The organism is Ruegeria sp. C8, assembly GCF_056537565.1.
In genome coordinates this window covers 70,917-88,406 of record NZ_JBQFRV010000012.1, presented here as the reverse complement: position 1 = coordinate 88,406, position 17,490 = coordinate 70,917, and the positions used below count along the sequence as shown (strand labels likewise).

The window sequence follows — 17,490 nt, the reverse complement described above, 5'->3', positions numbered from 1 at the left end:
GCCTCGCATCCATGAAAGAACACCGTGGCCGCCTGACCAAGGACGGTATCCGCATTTACGAACAAGGTGACTTTGCCGGCATGCATGCGGCAGGGGCTTTGGCTGCGCAGATACTGGATGACATCGCGCAACATGTCTTCCCCGGCCAAACCACCGGCGCGATCGACGGGATCATCACCCAGATGGTCGAGGACGCGGGCGCGACGTCGGCCACCATTGGCTACAAAGGCTATCAACACGCCAGCTGTATCAGCGTGAACCACGTGGTCTGCCACGGCATTCCCGGTGACAAAAAGCTCAAGGACGGGGATATCCTGAACATCGACGTCACCGTCATCGTGGACGGCTGGTTCGGCGATACCTCGCGGATGTATGTCGCAGGCAAACTGCCACGCAAGGCCGAGCGTCTGATTCAGGTCACCCATGATGCCCTGTTCAAAGGGATCGAGATGGTCAAACCGGGCAACACGTTCGGCGATATCGGCCATGCGATCCAGTCCTATGTCGAGGCACACCGCATGAGCGTTGTCCGCGATTTCTGCGGCCACGGGCTGGGCCGCGTGTTCCACGCGCCGCCGAATGTGCTGCACTATGGTCGCCCCGGCACCGGCTCCGTTCTGGAAGAGGGGATGTTCTTCACAATCGAACCGATGGTCAATCTGGGCCGCCCCGAGACCAAAACGCTGGCCGATGACTGGACGGCCGTGACCCGCGACAAGTCGCTCTCGGCGCAGTTCGAACATTCGGTCGGTGTAACCGCAAATGGGGTCGAGATCTTTACCCTGTCGCCCGGTGGCAAATACCACCCGACCTATTCTTCGTGATCGGCAACCTGATCCCGTAGCAGCTTCAGCAGCATCGTCTCAGCCCCCCACGGCGTGATCGCGTCGTGGATGAAGACCGGCGCGCGTGCAGGTTTGCGCGGCGGGCCGGTTTCTGTGTCAGTGTCCTGAGCCAAACCCCAGAACAAGGGTGGTAGGGCGCGGTCCATCCCGTGAGCCTAGCACAAACCGGCCCGCGCCTCAAAACCGGATCACGACGGCGTACAGCTGCCCCTGTCAAAACGCTGTGAAGTGCCTTTGATCATCATGTCATATTCGAGACTCACAAGATCAACGGCAAAGTTGACGACCTGACCATCCTGAATCAGCAAAAACGTTAGGTTGTCCAATCCCGGCAGAATGTCCGCCTCGCCCTGCAGATCTCCGACAGTGATGTGCCCTTTGTTGGACCCGCCCGAACGGGCCAACGTCACGCTTGATTGATCCACAGACGAGGTGCAATTGGCCATAAAATCATTCGCATCGAGTTTTGTTTGCCCTGCAACAACAGGGGAGGAGCTCAGCACGATGGCCGAGGTCAGGGCAGCTCTGAAAAGCATAGAGAGTCCTTTAAGGGTTGTTCCGCGTTTCCACGGCGCGTAGAGGCGAAATTGGCCGCAATTTTGGCGGAGATGCGTCAAATTACTGGCCGCCCACATTCAATTTTAAAACGAATTAGAACGGTCAGGATCAACCCACATGATCAAGTGATTGAAGCATCAGTGAGATATGCGTGTCGCCGTATTTTCGACTGTCCAACAACTGGAATCCATCCGGTGCCTGCATCGTGGCGTTTTCTTCCCACACGATAAACGCCCCCTCAGCGATCCATCCAGCCTCGGTCGCCTTAGCCAGCGCTTTTTGGCCCAGAGATTTGCCGTAAGGCGGGTCCAGAAAGATCAGGTCGTAGGGCGCATTGGGGTTTTCACCCAAACGCGTCGCATCCCGGCGGATCACATCGGTCCGGTCAGCGCTGCGGGTCAGGTCGATATTCTTGCGGATCAGGCCCTGCGCCACACGCCCGTCATCCACAAAGGTGACGTGGTCGGCACCGCGCGACAGAGCCTCAAGCCCCAGCGCGCCGGTGCCTGCGAACAGGTCCAATACACGCAGACCGTCAAAATCGATCTGATGGCTCAGGACGTTGAACAGGCTTTCACGCACTCGGTCGGTGGTGGGACGCAAATGGGCACCCGCATCCCCTTTGCCGACCGAGGCCAAGGCACGACCCCGGAACTCTCCGGCGATGATCCTCACGCTTTGAGCAACGGTTTCAGATCCGCAGCCGGATCGGCCACCACGGCAGGATCAGCGGTTTTGCCCGCGTCGATCAGGCGCTTGCCAACCATATAGGCGCGCGGGTCGTTCATCGCGTCGACTGCAATCAGCTGGTCACCCTTGTAGTACCAGAACGACACGGTCTGACCTTCGCCCTGACGGGTGACAACCTGATCATAACCCGTATTCAGACCTGCGATCTGCAGTTTCACGTCATACTGATCTGACCAGAACCACGGCGTTGCTGTATAGTCCTTGGCAGCCCCCAGCATGTTCTGAGCCACGATCTCAGCCTGATCGATTGCATTAGGCACGCTTTCCAAACGAATACGCCCCGCGCCATGCGGGAAGGAGGCGCAATCCCCTGCCGCCCAAATCGACGGATCAGATGTGCGGCCATGCGCGTCGGTTTTGATGCCGTTGTCCAGTTCAAGCCCAGCCAACTCGGCCAGTTGGGTGGACGGCGCGATGCCCACGCCGACGACCACAAATTCAACCTCGATTTCGGTTCCATCTGTCAGAACCGCGCCGACCACCTTGCCGTTTTCACCGATCAGACGATCAAGGCCCACGCCCTCGCGGATGTCCGCTCCATGACCCGAATGCAGCGCGCGGAAATAGTCGCTGGTTTCCTTGGCGGCGACGCGTTGCAGGATACGCTCGGCCATTTCTACCAGCGTCACCTTGACCCCGCGCTTAGCGCATACGGCTGCGGCCTCAAGCCCGATATAGCCGCCCCCGACGATCAGAGCGCGCGCGCCTTCAGTGACCCGAGGCTCCATCTCGTCGATATGAGCCAGATCGCGCACCACATGAACGCCCTGAAGATCACCGCCGATAGAGGCAGGCAGATAGCGCGGATCCGACCCGGTGGTCAGCGCCAGTTCGTCATAGGAGATGACCTCATCCCCCACGGTCACGGTCTTGGCCTTGGGGTCAATTGCAGTAACACGCTGCCCCAGACGCAGGGTGATGTTGTTGTCGGCGTAGAAGCTTTCGGGGCGCAAAAACAGACGCTCCAGCTCCATCTCGCCCAGCAGATAGGCCTTGGACAAGGGCGGGCGCTGATAGGGCAGATGCGGCTCGGCCCCGATCAGGGTGATATCCCCTTCAAACCCATCCTTGCGCAGTTTCGCAACAAGCGACGATCCGGCCTGCCCGGCGCCGATCACGACAATATGGCTCATGTTCATCACACCCTGTCGAATTCTCATGGTTACTTTTGTCCGACCACCTATATTGCGGCATAGCCCGACTCTGCAAATCCAAACGACAGGAGCTGATAAATGATTACAACAGGTGAGATGCTGCCCGACGCCACGCTGACCCAAATGGGTGCGGAAGGCCCCGAAGAGGTTCGGATTTCAGACAAAACCTCGGGCCGCAAAGTGGTGATCTTTGCTGTTCCCGGCGCGTTTACGCCAACCTGTCACTCAGCCCATGTGCCCAGCTTTATGCGCACCAAAGATCAGTTCGACGCCAAGGGCGTGGATGAGATCATCTGCATTTCCGTCAACGACCCCTTCGTGATGAAAGCCTGGGGCGAAGCGACCGGCGCAACCGAGGCCGGCCTGACCCTGCTGGGCGACGCCGCGTCTGAGTTCACTAAGGCCATCGGCATGGATTTCGACGCCCCACCAGCCGGGCTGCTGGCACGTTCGCAGCGTTACGCGATGCTGGTCGAAGACGGCAAGGTCACTGCGCTAAACCTGGAAGAAAGCCCCGGCGCTTGCGAGATTTCAGCCGGTGAAGGCTTGCTCGAAGTAATCTGACGCTGTTCGGCCCCGGCTAAACCGGGGCCGTCCTAACCCTATTTAACTTGATACAACGCCCCAGTGTGCGATTATCAAAGGCACATAGCTGGGGAGTATGTTTATGTATCTCAAAGCCATTTCACTCATTCTGGGCGGCGCAGGCGTTCTTGCAGCTTGCGGCCCGGCCCCGACACCACAGCAACAAGCGGCACGGCAACATGAAATCGCCTGCCTGAGCGGCACCTTGGGTGGTGCGTTGATCGGAGGCGCAATCGGCAATCAGTTCGGAGGCGGTTCAGGCAAGTCCATTCTGACTGGTGCAGGTGCGGCTACCGGAAGTATCAGTGGCGCAAGATTCGCATGTTGAGGGGGACAGCTATGAAACGAGTAATCTGTATCGCCGCGCTTGTGATAGCCAGTGCCGCAGCTGCGGACGACGTGGCAGAGTTGAATGAAAAAGAGCTGACAGCCATCGACTCGAACCACGATGGCTTTCTGTCCAAGGACGAGTTCAATGCCTTTTCAGACTACGCCTTTCAGGCGATGGACGAAGACAAGAACGGCACGCTCGGCCTGTCCGAGGCCAAACCGTTCCTCGACATAGAGCAATTTCAGGACGTTGACCGGAACGGCGACAGCCTTATCTCAAGAGCGGAATACGATGCGCAGATGAGCAACGATTTCGACTCTGCGGACAAGGATGGAAACGGCCGGTTGGACTAACCCCGGAGGGTGAGATGAACAGATGGATCTGGATCGGCGCGCTGGCCGTATTGGCGGCTTGTGACGTACCACAGGCCCCGGTTGTGACCGGTCCCGACGGGCAGACCCGCATCCAGATCAACACCAGCGGGCTGACCTGCTATGAGAGGCGGTGTCTGGACATCAACCCAGCGGCGCGCAGTGTCCGGTCTATAGGCAACAAAACGACCCGCATTCCGGGCAATATCGACGTCAGTAGTGGCACGGTCACGCCGGATGAGTTCCGCCAGATGGCGATCACGGCATCCTTGGCTGGCGGAATTGGGTCCGGACAGGATCGCGACTAGACCAGTCCGTCCATTTTGCGCGCCAGTTTCGCATCCAGCGAAGACAACCCGCCGACGTCATGAGTGGAGAGCACCACTTCGACCGTGCGGTAGACGTTGGACCATTCGGGGTGGTGGTTCCATTTTTCGGCCCAGATCGCCACTTGGGTCATCCATCCAAAGGCCGCGACGAAATTGTCAAAGATGAACGTTTTGGTGATCGCATCCCGGCCTTCAACCATGGTCCAGCCATTATTGAACAGCGGATCAAGAAGGGGGCCACGGGTCTCGGTCGACAAAAGCTCGGTCATTGCTGTTCCTCCGGGTTCGATTTTCTGAACGGGCCGTAATCCGTCAGAATCTCAATCTCTTCTCCCACCGCGCGGCCTTCGGCGTCCAGATATTTTTTGACGGCATCGGCGAATCCCGGATCGGCTATCCAATGAAGGCTGTGCGTGCGCGTTGGCAGGTAGCCACGTGCAAGCTTGTGTTCACCTTGCGCTCCGGCTTCGACCCTTTGCATGCCATGCGCGATGGCAAAGTCGATGGCCCTATAATAGCACAGCTCGAAATGCAGGCAGGCATGATGTTCCACACAGCCCCAATAACGACCATAGAGCGTCTCACGCCCGATGAAATTCAGCGCCCCCGCAATGGGATACCCATCGCGTTCTGCCAGCACCAAAGCCATATCACCGGCCATCGTCTCCTGCGCGATATCGAAGAACTGGCGCGTCAGGTAAGGTGAGCCCCATTTGCGCGCGCCGGTGTCCTGATAGAACCGCCAGAAGGCATCCCAATGCTCGGGCCGCAGGTCATCGCCGGTCAGGGTGAGGATCTCACCACCGAATGCGTTGGCCTGAGCGCGCTCCTTGCGGATGTTCTTGCGCTTGCGCGAGGACAGCGCGGCCAGAAAACCGTCGAAATCCGCGTAATCGTCATTCAACCAATGAAACTGCTGCGAGCTTCGCAGCATCAGGCCCATCTGCTCACCCGCCAACGCCTCGTCTTCGGTGCAGAAGGTCGCGTGAAGCGACGAGACCTGATTGTCTGCCGCCAGTTGCACAGCGCCTTGGACCAGCGCAGGCATCCCAATCCCTTCATATCCCGGACGCATCAGAAAGCGCCGCCCGGTGGCGGGCGTGAAAGGGGCCGCAATCTGTAGTTTGGGATAGTACCGCCCGCCCGCGTTTTCGTACGCATGGGCCCAGCTGTGGTCGAAGATGTACTCTCCCTGACTGTGCGATTTGGCATACATCGGGGCCGACGCGATCAGCATCCCATCCAGATAGGCCGTCAGGTATTGAGGCTGCCACCCGGTGCCTCGCCCAACCGAGCCGCTGTTTTCCAGAGCCAGCAAAAACCGATGCGTGGTAAAGGGATCCAGCGGACGCCCGCCATCTGCTGTTTCGGGGCAAGCGCAGGCATCCCACTCGGCCGCAGAGATTTGCGAGAGTGATCCAAGTATTTGAATTTCGATCTGCGCCTGATCCATGTGCCCTCCGCGTCTGGTCTTTATCTGTGACGAGGTGCGGCAGGTTCAACCCGGATGCTTGGCCAGATACCCCTCAAAGGTCACATTGTCGGCAACGGCGCGGGCCTCTGCCTCTTGTTCAGGCGACTTTACCGTCCAACACAGGATCGGCACACCGCGCGCTTTCAGCTCGGCCACGCGCGGACGGTCCAGATCATGAACCTCGTGGCTGATGAAACTGGCCCCAACCCGGTCGAAATCGGGAACATCGCGCAGGTGATCGCACACCGATTGCGGCAGCAGCTCGACACTCGGCTTATAGGAACAAGTCACGATCCCACGTGGCAGATGCGGGGCCAGACGGGCCAACTCGGCCACGCTGTTGGGATTGAACGACATCAGCGCCACCGGACCGTCGTAACCTTGTAGCGCTCGCACGGCATCCGCCTCGAGCGGGCCGACATTGGTGCCCATGGCTCCATCCTGATCCTTGAGCTCGATCAGCAGCGGGACTTTGCCCGCGACCATCTCAAGCACATCGTCGAGGGTGGGAATGCCATCCTCGGCGTGCAGCAGCTGCGTGGCCTGCGCCTGCGCGGCCGAGACCTGCTGGATCGGTCCAGACTGCCCGGTCAGACGCGCCATGTCGTAGTCATGAAACACCATCGCACGGTTGTCCGAGGTCCGTTGCAGGTCAATCTCGATCCCGTAGCCGGCCTCGATCGCGGCACGAATGGCCGCCCGGCTGTTTTCCGGGCGGTTATCTGTTTTGTCATGCAGCGCCCGGTGCGAGATCGGGGCCTCAAAGAACACAGGCGGCAGAGCAGGTGTCATTGGACTTCGAAAATACCTTCGATTTCGACAGCAACACCCAGCGGCAGCGATGCAGCACTAACCGCCGAGCGGGAATGACGACCCGCGTCGCCCAGCGCCTCAACCAGGAAATCGGATGCTCCGTTGACTACCTGCGGCTGCGCGGTGAAATCAGCGGTCGAGTTCACAAAACCGGTCAGCTTGATCACCCGCACCAGCTTCTCGATATCCCCGTCACAGGCCGCTTTGACCTGAGCCAGCAAGTTGATCGCACAGACCTTTGCTGCCGCCGCACCCGCGTCCACGTCCATGTCATCGCCCAATTTGCCGGTGATCAGGTCGTCCGCTTTGGAAATCTGACCCGAGACATAGACGATATTGCCCACGCGAACGAAAGGCACATAGTTGGCGGCAGGGGCCGGTGCGTCTGGCAGCGATACGCCCAGACTTTGCAGTTTTTCCGAGATGCTCATGTGATTGTCCTCACCCAAAATCGACTCGGGCGGACGCTAACCGGGATAATGCCGCTGGGAAAGCCGGAAACCGATTTTTCTGACCGTCGCGTTCAGTGGGCGTATCCTGTCCTATTTCGAACTGTTGAAGTCGTGTCACTTTACCTTCGTTGATTTACCGGGTTTAACGCTATGTGTTTCATTCAAGCTCTGAAACCTCTATGTGACAACAACTTGTGTCGGTTGGACACGCAGGTATTGATTGATCGCCCAAGCGTCGTGCCGGGCCGTATTGGAGTAGCTAAGACCGTGTTGAGCAAATTTGGCTTCAAACATCTTGTTGTTCTGTCACTTATGGCTGTGTTGTCGGCCTGTGCGACGCAACCCCCGGAACAGGCTGCCCGGGGTGAGATTTTCGACCCCTATGAGAACGCCAACAGGGGCATTCACAAGTTCAACCTTGGCGTCGACAGGTTTTTGTTTCGCCCCGCCTCAAAAGGCTATGTGAAGATCGTCCCTGATCCGATGGTGACCAGCTTCAGTACCTTTGCGGAAAACATCTCTCTGCCCGGTCAGGCGGTGGATTACCTACTTCAGGGAAACCCCAAGCAAATGGGCAACGCCTTGTTGCGGTTCGTGATCAACATGACCGTCGGTGGCTTTGGCCTGTCGGCCCCGGCGGATGAGTTGAACCTGCCCCCCGTCGATACTGATTTCGGCGAAACCCTGCACGTCTGGGGTGTTGGGGAAGGCGCCTATGTTGAACTGCCGTTCTATGGCCCATCGACCACCCGTGACGCTGTAGGTGTCGTTATCAACCTGTTCTCGAACCCGATTAACTTTACTCCGGTACGCCCTGCGGACAATCTGGGGGTTTATGCCGAAGTCGTACGTCGGATGGGGGATCGGGGTCGTTTTTCTGATACAGTGGACTCGATTCTCTACGAAAGTGCCGACAGCTATGCGCAGGCCCGACTGATCTACCTGCAAAACCGCCGCTTCGAATTGGCACGCGACGACGAGGACGCCTTCTTGGATCTCTACAACGATCCATATGCCGACGCCGGAACCGACCCTGTTAGTGACCCCCTTCTCGACCCCTACGAGGACCCTTATGCTGAGTAACGCTTTAAACCGAAGACATTTCCTGAAAACCTCTGTGGCCGGAGCAGCTATTGTTGCCCTGCCCTTGCCCGCTCTGGCCCTGACCGAGGCGGGTGCCAAACAGCTGGTTAACAGTGTTGTCGCGGATATCAACCGCGTGATCGCCTCGGGCAAATCCGAAAAAGCCATGCTGCGTGATTTCGAGAAGATTTTTGTGCAATACGCTGATGTTCCGATCATGGCACGCTATGCGCTTGGGGCAGACGCCCGTTCTGCCTCTCCGGCGCAGTTGAGACAATTCACCAAGGCGTTCCAAGGATATATCTCGCGCAAATACGGACGCCGGTTCCGCGAATTCATTGGCGGCCAGGTGGATGTACGAAACGCGCGCAGAATCAAAGCCGGCTATGAAGTGCGCACCTCCGTCAAGCTGCGGGGATCGTCGCCCTTTGACGTGACCTTCCTGGTTTCTGACAAATCCGGTCGCGACAAGTTCTACAACATGTTCATTGAGGGCGTGAACTTGCTGCTGACCGAGCGTACCGAAATCGGGGCGATGCTGGATGCGCGGAAAGGCAACCTGAACCAGCTTATCAAAGACCTCAACAGAACCGGGTAGCACCGCCTTTTTGTGTGCTTAAACGCCTCCGCGCTCTGTGCGTCGGAGGCGTCTTCGTTTCTATACCCACAAGAAAGTCATTTTACCTTGTGACCTAACACGCGCCGAAGTTGATGCGCCGCTTTCCAAAGCTCTCACTAAAACTAAGCTTGTACCCCGCTCCACGCCCAGCCCGCGGACCCTCTAGGGCATGTAACTTCGGACCAAAGCGCTGGCGATCAAAGCCCATCCATCTGCGATCACGAAAAACGCCAGCTTGAACGGCAGCGAGACGATTGCAGGCGGCACCATCATCATGCCCATCGACATCAAGATGGCAGCCACAACTAGGTCAATGATCAGAAAAGGCAGGAAAATCAGGAACCCGATCTGAAACGCCCGAGCGATTTCAGACAACATGAAGGATGGCATCAGAACTGAAAGTGGAGCATCCGGAGACAGGACCATCCCCTCGCCTCCGGGGCGCAGAGCGGCTATGGATTGAAACGTCTCAACATCCAGTCGCGCGGCCATGAACTCTCGGAACGGGTTCAGGGCGCGTTCCAGAGCCGTTTCAACCTCAAGCGTTTCATGGATCAAAGGCTCAATACCAATAGTCCAGGCTTCGGTGAAAACCGGCTCCATAATGAAATAGGTCAGGAACAGCGCAAGGCTGACGATCAGCATGTTTGGCGGAGATTGCTGCAACCCGATGCCCTGTCGCAGGATCGCGAGAACCGTGATCAGAAACGGAAAACAGGTGATCATGATCGCCAGCCCGGGCGCAAGGCTGAGAACGGTGATCAGCAAAATCAACTGGATCGTCCGGGCCGAGATGGACCCACCTTCCCCAAGCGACAGGGTCACGTCTTGAGCCGCAGCCAGCGAGGGCAGCGTAGCCACCACCGCCACAATCAGCCAGAGCCACAGGCGCATCAGCCGATCCCGTTCTGCAAATCCGCGATTTCGGTCAGACGCACAGCCAGTTGACCAGCCTGATCGCCCTCCATCTCTTCCAGAAGACCGCGAGCAACCAGTTGATCCCCGACATATAGATCCACGGGGTCTTCGATCCGTTTGTCCAGCGTCAGCACCGCATTTTCGCCCATATTCAGCAAGTCCCGGATCAACGGGCGGGCGCGGCCGACAGAAACTGTGACTTCGATCGGGACAGCATCAAAGGGATTGGTTTTCTGAGATTGGGTATCAGTCATGGGTCAAAGCCTCTTTCGCCTCAAACATGTAGGAGTCAAATGCCTGCTGCACCGAGGACAGCAGATCCACGCAATCCACCTCGCGTCGCGAGATACCGACCTGCAGCCGCGCTTGTCCGGGTTGCAGCGAGGAATCCTCAATCACACGCGGGGGCTGTGGCACATCCGATGAAAGCAAATCTTCGACCTCGGCTGCGCGCCCTCCTGGCACAAGTATCTGGATGGGTTGGTCGATCTGGGTTCGTGCCATGTCTTGCAGCTGTTCCGACAGGCGGTGAGCAAAGCTGCGGTCGATACAATCCGGCAGCACCAAGTTCACCAGGCTTTGGAACATCGGCTCCAGCGACAGGGTCATACGTGCCAGCGCTTCGTGATAGGTAAAGGACATGTCTTCCAACGCCTTGGCCAGTTCTGCCGAAACCTGGCTCCGGTTCTTCTCCTGCGCTTGAACAGCGTCTTCCCATCCGGCCCCGTAGCCTTGTTCGAAGGCGGCCAGGCGCTGTTCCTCTAGCGCCTCTTCATCCAGAAGATGCAGCTTGCCGCCTTCGACCTGCGCGGTGAAATCCTCAAGAAGGTGAGCAATCGACATCAGACCCGCTCCTCACCTTCTTCAAGCCAACTGCGCAGGATTTCGACCGTTTCTTCCTGTTTGCCACCGATCATCGCCCGCAACCGATCTACAGGATCTGCGTTGCTGTCCGACCCAAGCGCGGGCACGCCGGCCGACTGCGCTTGTCCTGGCAGAGCCGTGAACTCGGCCGACTCATCTGGCGCGATCTCACCGACCAAAACCTGGGTATCTTGAGTTTCACCACCACCTGCAGGCAACAAAGCTGGGGCTGCCGCCGGTTTCATCAGGACCGGGCGAATGACGAACAAGGCCAGAACCAGCGAAACCGCCGCAAGCACAGCCATCTGGATCAAAGACATCGCGTCCAGATGAATATTCTGCCACAGGGAGGACGAAACAAGCGTTCCCTGCGGCTCTACCACCGGCAGATCAAGCGATTTCAACGTGATTACATCGCCCCGAGCTGCATCGAAGCCAACGGCTGAAGCCACCAGCTCCTCAAGCGCGTCAAGCTCGGTCTGAGGCAGGGGCTCAAAGCTTTCCGCCCCGTTTTCATCTACCGACCGGATGCCATTGACCAACACTGCGACTGTCAGCCGCTTGATGGCACCGGGAGCGTTGTGAACCTCAAGCTCCGTTTCCGAGACCTCGTAGTTCACGCGCTCGCGGGTCTGGCTCGCGTTCGAGTTCGATTCGTCCCCGCCCGCTCCGTCACCATCCGGCAGGTTGGAGGCAACCGTCACATCGCCGGACTGATTGCGCGCACTGTCCGACCGTTCCTCGACATCCGTACTGATAGCGACCCGCCCCTTTGGGTCAAAGCGGCGTTCGCGGATAGATTCGGTCTTGGTTACCGTGTCGACGCTGACCTCAACTACTGCGTTGCCAGTACCCACACGCGCCTCGACAAGGCGCAGCACGCGTTCGCGCAACTGACGGGATTTGTCATCCGCGGTATCAGCCGCAACTGCCGTGTCCTGCCCGCCAATCACGGCGCCGTTCGAATCCACAACCGTCACGTTCTCCGGCGCAAGTCCGCTGACCGCCGAGGCGACCAGAAAGCGAATGGCCTTGGCCTGATCGCCCGTTATCTGCGCGCCGGATGGAACCAGATAAACCGAGGCCGTGGGCGCAACGCTTCGCTGAAACGGGTTGGCCGAGCCATTCGCGATATGCACTCGCGCCTGACTGACATGAGGACCTCCGACGATGGTACGCGCCAGTTCACCTTCTTTCGCGCGCCAATAGGCGGCGTCGAACATCTGAGACGTGGTGCCAAACCCGCTGAGCGAATCGAGCAGCTCGTAGCCACGATTGCCATTGGCAGGCAGGCCTTCGCTGGCCAGGGTCATGCGCAGCTCATCCCGCTGCGAGCCGGGCACGTAAATCGAGCCGCCCCTGATCTCATACGTGACGCCGCGCTGATCGAGCGCACGCACGATATCGCCCGCGGCCCCACTTTCCAGCCCTGCATAAAGAAGGGTCATCGAGGGTGCCGTCACAAGACGGGACATCCCGAGAACCCCCAGAAACACCAGCGCAACCGCGCCGACGACTATGATTTGCTTTCGCCTGTCCAAACTTGCCCAGACAGTTCCGATCTGCTGCACGGTCACCTCCGACTCGCCGACATTCTGCCCGGCGCATCCCTTGTTTGAACGATTGCCCTTAACAATCGGTTAGTCCCTGCCGGGTTATGACAGCTTCAGATCGAATGAATGAGGACGTCATGACTGACGCTACAGCAGAAGAGGCAGAAGCCCCTAAGAAATCAGGGAAAATGGGTCTGATCATCGGGGTGATTCTGGCGCTCGTCGGGGCGGGCGGCGGCTATTACGCGACCACGTCCGGGCTGTTGCCCTTTGGGGCTAAACACGAAAAGGCGGAATCGATGGATGCTGAAAAAGACAAACCGGCCAAGGCCCTGCCGGATGTAGGATTCGTCGATCTTCCGCCCGTGATTCTGTCGGTGAATGCGGGTGAGTCGCGACATCTGAAATTCCACGCGCAGCTCGAAGTTAACTCGGCCTACATCAGTGATGTGGAAAAAATGCAGCCGCGAATCATGGATGTGCTGAACGGATACCTTCGTGCGCTGGAGGTTTCGGATCTTGAGGACTCCTTAGCGCTGGTGCGTATCCGGGGGCATCTGCTGCGTCGCATTGAAATCGTCGTCGGAGAGGGTCGTGTGCGCGACGTTCTGGTGATGGAATTTGTTCTGAATTAGGAGGCGAAATTGGAGTTTATTGCAGATATTTTGCTGGTCGCGGGCGCGCTAGGTGCCGGTCTGTATTGCTTTGTCCTGTCACGCCGCCTGAAACGGTTCACGGATCTGGAACAAGGCGTGGGTGGGGCCGTTGCGGTGCTGTCCACCCAGGCAGAAGAGTTGAAAAAGTCACTGGACAGCGCGCGGGCTGCCTCGGACCAATCCGGGGATGAACTGAAAGAGCTGACGGAACGCGCGCAATCGGTTGCGCAGCGGCTCGAGCTGATGATGGCCTCAATGCATGACGTCATCCCCGAAGAAAATGCCGCGCCTCAACCGCCCGCGCCGGACGTATCATCAGAGCCGGATGAAGAGGCTGAGGGTGCCGCCGAGCCAGAGGGAGCGTCTGACACTCAGGATTCGGATGCAGACGACATGCCGTCCGAGGAGAATAAGGCCGAGCAACTAGTCAAAGCACCGGAAGGTTTGATGTTCTTCCGGCACAAACGGCAGAGTGTGGAGGCCACGGAATGAAACGCTCTGGCCCGCAGAAAGGCAGGGCGCGACCCCGCGGCGGCGTGTTGGCGGTGATTGCTCTGCTGATGATCGGGTCCGCCGCAATTCGCCTTGGGCTGGAAGCCGGGCCCGCATTGGCCAAGACCGTTGAACCGACAAAGGCCGATGAGCCTCCGATGTCAAAACCCGGTCCGGATCTGCAGGTTCTATTGACCGAACTTCTGCGCCGTGAAAAACGCCTGAAACAGCGGGAAGAAGCCCTGGAAGAAAAGGAAAAGGCGCTTGAGATTGCCCATGGGGCCATCGAAACGCGCTTGGCCGCGCTACAGCAGGCCGAGGAAGACTTGCGGGAAACACTGGCATTGGCGAACGAGGCGGCGGAAACAGACCTGACCCGGCTGACGGACGTCTACCAAAATATGAAACCCAAAGATGCCGCCGCCCTGTTCGAGACGATGGATCCCAGCTTTGCGGCCGGTTTCCTGTCACGCATGCCCGCCGATGCCGCAGCGGGCGTGCTGGCCGGCCTCAGCCCCGAAGCCGCCTATACGATCAGTGTCGTCATGGCGGGTCGAAATGCCAATGCCCCACAGGAATAACCGCATGCTTTTCAAAGCTATTTGGACACTTGTCGGAGATCGCAAATGATTGGAATTGTTGGAATTGTCGTCATCTTTGTGATGGTGTTCGGTGGCTATCTGGCTGCGGGCGGCAAGATGACGATTATCATGAAATCCCTGCCGTTTGAGATGATGATGATCGGCGGTGCCGCTGTTGGCGCCTTTCTGATCAGTAACGATATGGGCGGGATCAAACACACGATCAAAGACATGGGCAAGGTCTTCAAGGGCACAAAGTGGAAACCCGAAGACTACCGGGACCTCCTTTGCCTTCTATTCTCTTTGATCCGAATCGCACGCGCAAACCCGGTCGAGGTTGAACAGCACATAGAAGACCCCGAAAACTCAAGCTTGTTTTCCGCCTACCCGAAAATCCAGTCTGACAAAGAAGCTGTGGACCTGATCTGCGACACGATGCGCTCGGCCGCGATGAACTATGATGACCCCCATCAGGTCGAAGAAGTTCTAGAAAAGCGGATGGAGGCCAATTTTCATCACGCCATGCATTCCAGCCACGCGCTGCAAACCGTCGCCGACGGCTTGCCCGCCCTTGGAATTGTCGCCGCCGTTCTGGGTGTGATCAAAACGATGGGGTCAATCGACCAACCGCCCGAGGTTCTGGGCAAGCTGATCGGGGGCGCTCTGGTCGGGACATTTCTGGGGGTGTTTCTGGCCTATGGTCTGGTGGGGCCATTTGCGGGCAAACTGAAAACCGTCGTGGAAGAAGACAATCACTTCTACCAGCTGATCAAAGAGGTTTTGGTCGCCAACCTGCACAACCACAACGCCGCCATGTGTATCGAGGTCGGCCGCCAGAACACACCGACCCACAACCGGCCTGGTTTCTCGGAACTTGAGGATGCTCTCAAGGAACTCAAACAGGCTGCGGCATGAAAGGCCTGGCTCTCTTCACGTCGATCCTCATCACAGTGGCAACCTCGGCCACTGCTGAAACGTTGGTTGTCCGATCAGGAGAACATGACAGCCACACCCGCCTCGTCGTAAAGGTTCCGCCGGGCACCGAGTGGGTACTTGCACGCCGGAAAAACGGGGCGCGGCTGACCGTTTCAATCGACGACGTCCTGTTTCAAACAGAAGGCGTGTTCGGGCGACTGACATCAAATCGCTTGTCAGCCCTGTCTCAATCGGAACCAGGTGCCGCACTTGATTTGGAGTTTGGCTGCGACTGCGTGGCCATGGCCTTTCTGTTTCAACAATCAATGATTGTCGTGGATATTTCGCAAGGCACTTTGCCTCCGCCTTTGACTGCCAACATCCCTTTGCCACCGTCTCTGCCGCCGTTGGGAGTAGAAGATCCGCCTGAACCCTTAGCTTTGCCGCTTTTGACGCTGAACCAACAGGGCTTCAAAGATCAACTCTCAGCCAGCCTACTGCAAGGTGCCGACCGAGAGGTCCTTGACCTGGACCTGGCCGCCATCGGCCCCCGCACGTCAACACCTCCGAACGACACGGACATGCTGCCGAATTTTGCAGCGAATATGAGTGTCTCAACGATTGTGGACGAACTGGAAGGTCTTGTTGGCCCCGATGTCCCTCAAATTGAAAAACGTCCCGCCTGCATCAGCAGCGCTCGGCTAGGGTTCGACACATGGTCGGACGCGCGCCCGTTCGACGAACAGATCGCCGATCTGCGTTCTGGGTTGTATCAGGAGTTCGACCGCGTCGACGCCGATCTGGCGCTCAAGCTGTCGAAACTCTACGCTTTTTTCGGGTTCGGAGCGGAAGCTGTCTCCTCGCTTGCTCTGGTTGAAGGGCATTCCGAAGAGCAAAGCTGGGTGCAAGCCATAGCCGGGCTTGTGGATCACCGTGAGCCCGCAGAAGATAGCCCGTTTCGAGGTCTTCAGCGCTGTAGTAGCCATGCGGCTTTCTGGTCAGCACTAAGCGAGCAAACGCTGAGCCTTGATGCTGATCTGGACGCGATAGAGCAGTCTTTCTCCAGCCTTCCCCGACATTTGCGCCGCAGTTTGGGCCCAAGACTGTCATCGATTTTGGTTGAAGCTGATAAGCTGGAAGCGGCGCGGCGGGTGATGCGTTCCGTTGATCGCGTTGAAACGGAGGAACAGCCCAGTGTGGCCAAGGCTCGGATCGCTCAGGCCGAAGGCGACTCTGAGGTGGCCGATGCCATCTTGGAAGACGTCATTTCTGCGCCAGAAACAGCAACAGATGCCCCTCTGGCCTTGGCGCGTTTGGTCGAGAAGCGCTGGGCAGAACGAGGGGCCGTATCCTCTCAGGACGTTGCCCTTGCCGCAGCCTACGCGTTGGAGTTTCGTGGATCTGAAACCGGACCAATGATGCAGCACGCACATATCGTTGCGCTGAGTTTGAACAATGAATTCGATGCGGCCCACGACCTGATCCAAGCCCTGCCCGAGGGTGATGATCGCGCGGATGTTCTAAACCGTCACACACATCTGCTGGAAGAAAGGTCAAACGATGTAACCTTTCTGAAACAGGTGATGTCCATGTCTGATGGCGACTCGATGGCTTTGACCACACAAGCCGCTATTGCGATTTCTGGCCGCTTGGGCGCTTTGGGGTTTGCGGCTCAAAGTTCTGCCTTTGCCAATCGCACGCATGACACGACGGACCGATCCCAACGTGCACGATTGCGCGCGCGCGCGGCACTGTTGGACGAAAAACCGCACAAAGCGATGCTGGAACTGTCCGATGATGCCTCAGCAGCTGCAGATACCCTGCGCGCTCAGGCACTGGCGGCGATCGGTGATCTGAGCGCGACGGCAGACTTGTACCGAGACCTCGGCGAAACCGAGGTTGCGAACCGGTATTTCTGGTTGGCTGGATTGCCCGAAAATATTGAACCTGAAGGGCGATTTGCGAACCTGGCTGAGATCTCGGGCAAGCTTGCCTTAGCGCCTCGTCGTCGTCTTGAGACGCCTCTCGCCGATGCCAACAGCCTACTGGCCGACAGCGAGGAAGCCCGAGCGCACATTGCAGACCTGTTCGGTTTACTCTCCGATCCAGAACGCGCGCCCGATGAGGGGGCGGATCCCAACCAATGA

At 58.2% G+C, this 17,490-nt stretch carries 24 protein-coding genes; 12 read left to right on the top strand and 12 right to left on the bottom strand.

All coding sequences use genetic code 11. The features are described from left to right. The first annotated feature begins 11 nt into the window (after window positions 1-11). Entirely contained in the window at window positions 12-824 is an 813-nt protein-coding gene (map, locus tag ACR0KL_RS15975) for a type I methionyl aminopeptidase (protein ID WP_170679438.1), read from the top strand. Here the strand turns inward: map and ACR0KL_RS15970 are convergent. The 4 genes from ACR0KL_RS15970 to ACR0KL_RS15955 all read right to left on the bottom strand — a co-directional run bounded on the left by ACR0KL_RS15970 (window position 812) and on the right by ACR0KL_RS15955 (window position 3,286). After that, window positions 812-991 carry a hypothetical protein gene (locus ACR0KL_RS15970; RefSeq protein WP_170679440.1) on the bottom strand — a complete coding sequence of 60 codons (180 nt, stop codon included), beginning with the start codon at window positions 989-991 and terminating at the stop codon, window positions 812-814. The two genes, map and ACR0KL_RS15970, sit on opposite strands and share 13 nt — an antisense overlap. A gap of 42 nt (window positions 992-1,033) precedes the next feature. Next, window positions 1,034-1,381, bottom strand: coding sequence for a hypothetical protein (locus ACR0KL_RS15965; RefSeq protein WP_170679442.1), 348 nt, complete (start codon window positions 1,379-1,381; stop codon window positions 1,034-1,036). A gap of 130 nt (window positions 1,382-1,511) precedes the next feature. Next, window positions 1,512-2,078, bottom strand: a complete 567-nt coding sequence (gene rsmD, locus ACR0KL_RS15960) for a 16S rRNA (guanine(966)-N(2))-methyltransferase RsmD (RefSeq protein WP_170679444.1) — start codon at window positions 2,076-2,078, stop codon at window positions 1,512-1,514. Further along, on the bottom strand, window positions 2,075-3,286 hold the full coding sequence (locus ACR0KL_RS15955) for an NAD(P)/FAD-dependent oxidoreductase (protein WP_170679688.1): 1,212 nt from the start codon (window positions 3,284-3,286) through the stop codon (window positions 2,075-2,077). Before ACR0KL_RS15955 ends, rsmD begins: the two co-directional genes overlap by 4 nt. Window positions 3,287-3,385: 99 nt before the next feature. On the opposite strand from ACR0KL_RS15955, the gene ACR0KL_RS15950 reads away from it, so the two are divergent. From ACR0KL_RS15950 to ACR0KL_RS15935, 4 genes are all read left to right on the top strand, one after another. After that, window positions 3,386-3,871, top strand: a complete 486-nt coding sequence (locus ACR0KL_RS15950) for a peroxiredoxin family protein (RefSeq protein WP_170679446.1) — start codon at window positions 3,386-3,388, stop codon at window positions 3,869-3,871. 103 nt (window positions 3,872-3,974) lie between these two features. Further along, the gene (locus ACR0KL_RS15945) at window positions 3,975-4,220 is read left to right on the top strand and encodes a glycine zipper 2TM domain-containing protein (RefSeq protein WP_170679448.1); all 246 of its coding nucleotides are present in this window, start codon (window positions 3,975-3,977) and stop codon (window positions 4,218-4,220) included. Window positions 4,221-4,231: 11 nt separating this feature from the next. Next, window positions 4,232-4,576 (top strand): EF-hand domain-containing protein, encoded by a 345-nt coding sequence (locus ACR0KL_RS15940; protein WP_480555046.1) that lies wholly within the window; start codon window positions 4,232-4,234, stop codon window positions 4,574-4,576. 14 nt (window positions 4,577-4,590) lie between these two features. Then, on the top strand, window positions 4,591-4,902 hold the full coding sequence (locus ACR0KL_RS15935; RefSeq protein ID WP_170679452.1) for a hypothetical protein: 312 nt from the start codon (window positions 4,591-4,593) through the stop codon (window positions 4,900-4,902). Here ACR0KL_RS15935 and ACR0KL_RS15930 read toward each other — a convergent pair. The 4 genes from ACR0KL_RS15930 to ACR0KL_RS15915 are packed head-to-tail and all read right to left on the bottom strand — an operon-like array spanning window position 4,899 to window position 7,641. Then, window positions 4,899-5,192 (bottom strand): 4a-hydroxytetrahydrobiopterin dehydratase, encoded by a 294-nt coding sequence (locus ACR0KL_RS15930; RefSeq protein ID WP_170379422.1) that lies wholly within the window; start codon window positions 5,190-5,192, stop codon window positions 4,899-4,901. The two genes, ACR0KL_RS15935 and ACR0KL_RS15930, sit on opposite strands and share 4 nt — an antisense overlap. Beyond that, window positions 5,189-6,376 carry a GNAT family N-acetyltransferase gene (locus ACR0KL_RS15925; protein ID WP_170679454.1) on the bottom strand — a complete coding sequence of 396 codons (1,188 nt, stop codon included), beginning with the start codon at window positions 6,374-6,376 and terminating at the stop codon, window positions 5,189-5,191. Before ACR0KL_RS15925 ends, ACR0KL_RS15930 begins: the two co-directional genes overlap by 4 nt. A gap of 45 nt (window positions 6,377-6,421) precedes the next feature. Then, entirely contained in the window at window positions 6,422-7,189 is a 768-nt protein-coding gene (locus ACR0KL_RS15920) for a glycerophosphodiester phosphodiesterase family protein (protein ID WP_170679456.1), read from the bottom strand. Beyond that, a complete protein-coding gene (locus ACR0KL_RS15915) occupies window positions 7,186-7,641 on the bottom strand; it encodes a RidA family protein (RefSeq protein ID WP_170679458.1) in 456 nt (151 codons plus the stop codon). The genes ACR0KL_RS15920 and ACR0KL_RS15915 overlap by 4 nt, the downstream gene beginning before the upstream one ends. Window positions 7,642-7,974: 333 nt before the next feature. Here ACR0KL_RS15915 and ACR0KL_RS15910 point away from each other — a divergent pair, with 333 nt between their 5' ends. Continuing rightward, a complete protein-coding gene (locus tag ACR0KL_RS15910; RefSeq protein ID WP_170473255.1) occupies window positions 7,975-8,745 on the top strand; it encodes an MlaA family lipoprotein in 771 nt (256 codons plus the stop codon). Beyond that, the gene (locus tag ACR0KL_RS15905) at window positions 8,735-9,343 is read left to right on the top strand and encodes an ABC transporter substrate-binding protein (protein ID WP_170379430.1); all 609 of its coding nucleotides are present in this window, start codon (window positions 8,735-8,737) and stop codon (window positions 9,341-9,343) included. Before ACR0KL_RS15910 ends, ACR0KL_RS15905 begins: the two co-directional genes overlap by 11 nt. 183 nt (window positions 9,344-9,526) lie before the next feature. On the opposite strand, the gene fliP is transcribed toward ACR0KL_RS15905, so the two are convergent. The 4 genes from fliP to fliF are packed head-to-tail and all read right to left on the bottom strand — an operon-like array spanning window position 9,527 to window position 12,717. Then, window positions 9,527-10,258: a flagellar type III secretion system pore protein FliP gene (gene fliP, locus ACR0KL_RS15900; protein ID WP_170679461.1), complete on the bottom strand. Its 732-nt coding sequence runs from the start codon at window positions 10,256-10,258 to the stop codon at window positions 9,527-9,529. Further along, on the bottom strand, window positions 10,258-10,536 hold the full coding sequence (locus tag ACR0KL_RS15895) for a FliM/FliN family flagellar motor C-terminal domain-containing protein (protein WP_170459591.1): 279 nt from the start codon (window positions 10,534-10,536) through the stop codon (window positions 10,258-10,260). Before ACR0KL_RS15895 ends, fliP begins: the two co-directional genes overlap by 1 nt. Then, the gene (locus tag ACR0KL_RS15890; protein ID WP_480777255.1) at window positions 10,529-11,125 is read right to left on the bottom strand and encodes a FliH/SctL family protein; all 597 of its coding nucleotides are present in this window, start codon (window positions 11,123-11,125) and stop codon (window positions 10,529-10,531) included. Before ACR0KL_RS15890 ends, ACR0KL_RS15895 begins: the two co-directional genes overlap by 8 nt. Continuing rightward, complete coding sequence (gene fliF / locus ACR0KL_RS15885; protein ID WP_170679463.1) at window positions 11,125-12,717, bottom strand: flagellar basal-body MS-ring/collar protein FliF; 1,593 nt, start codon at window positions 12,715-12,717, stop codon at window positions 11,125-11,127. Before fliF ends, ACR0KL_RS15890 begins: the two co-directional genes overlap by 1 nt. 119 nt (window positions 12,718-12,836) lie before the next feature. On the opposite strand from fliF, the gene ACR0KL_RS15880 reads away from it, so the two are divergent. Genes ACR0KL_RS15880 through ACR0KL_RS15860 form a run of 5 tightly spaced genes read left to right on the top strand, consistent with a single transcriptional unit; the run spans window position 12,837 to window position 17,490 of the window. Next, window positions 12,837-13,334, top strand: coding sequence for a flagellar basal body-associated FliL family protein (locus ACR0KL_RS15880; protein WP_480777254.1), 498 nt, complete (start codon window positions 12,837-12,839; stop codon window positions 13,332-13,334). A gap of 9 nt (window positions 13,335-13,343) precedes the next feature. Next, window positions 13,344-13,847 carry a DUF6468 domain-containing protein gene (locus ACR0KL_RS15875; RefSeq protein WP_170679465.1) on the top strand — a complete coding sequence of 168 codons (504 nt, stop codon included), beginning with the start codon at window positions 13,344-13,346 and terminating at the stop codon, window positions 13,845-13,847. Further along, window positions 13,844-14,428, top strand: a complete 585-nt coding sequence (locus ACR0KL_RS15870; RefSeq protein WP_170679467.1) for a MotE family protein — start codon at window positions 13,844-13,846, stop codon at window positions 14,426-14,428. The genes ACR0KL_RS15875 and ACR0KL_RS15870 overlap by 4 nt, the downstream gene beginning before the upstream one ends. A 45-nt stretch (window positions 14,429-14,473) precedes the next feature. Then, a complete protein-coding gene (motA, locus tag ACR0KL_RS15865) occupies window positions 14,474-15,343 on the top strand; it encodes a flagellar motor stator protein MotA (RefSeq protein WP_170679469.1) in 870 nt (289 codons plus the stop codon). After that, the gene (locus ACR0KL_RS15860) at window positions 15,340-17,490 is read left to right on the top strand and encodes a hypothetical protein (protein WP_170679471.1); all 2,151 of its coding nucleotides are present in this window, start codon (window positions 15,340-15,342) and stop codon (window positions 17,488-17,490) included. Before motA ends, ACR0KL_RS15860 begins: the two co-directional genes overlap by 4 nt.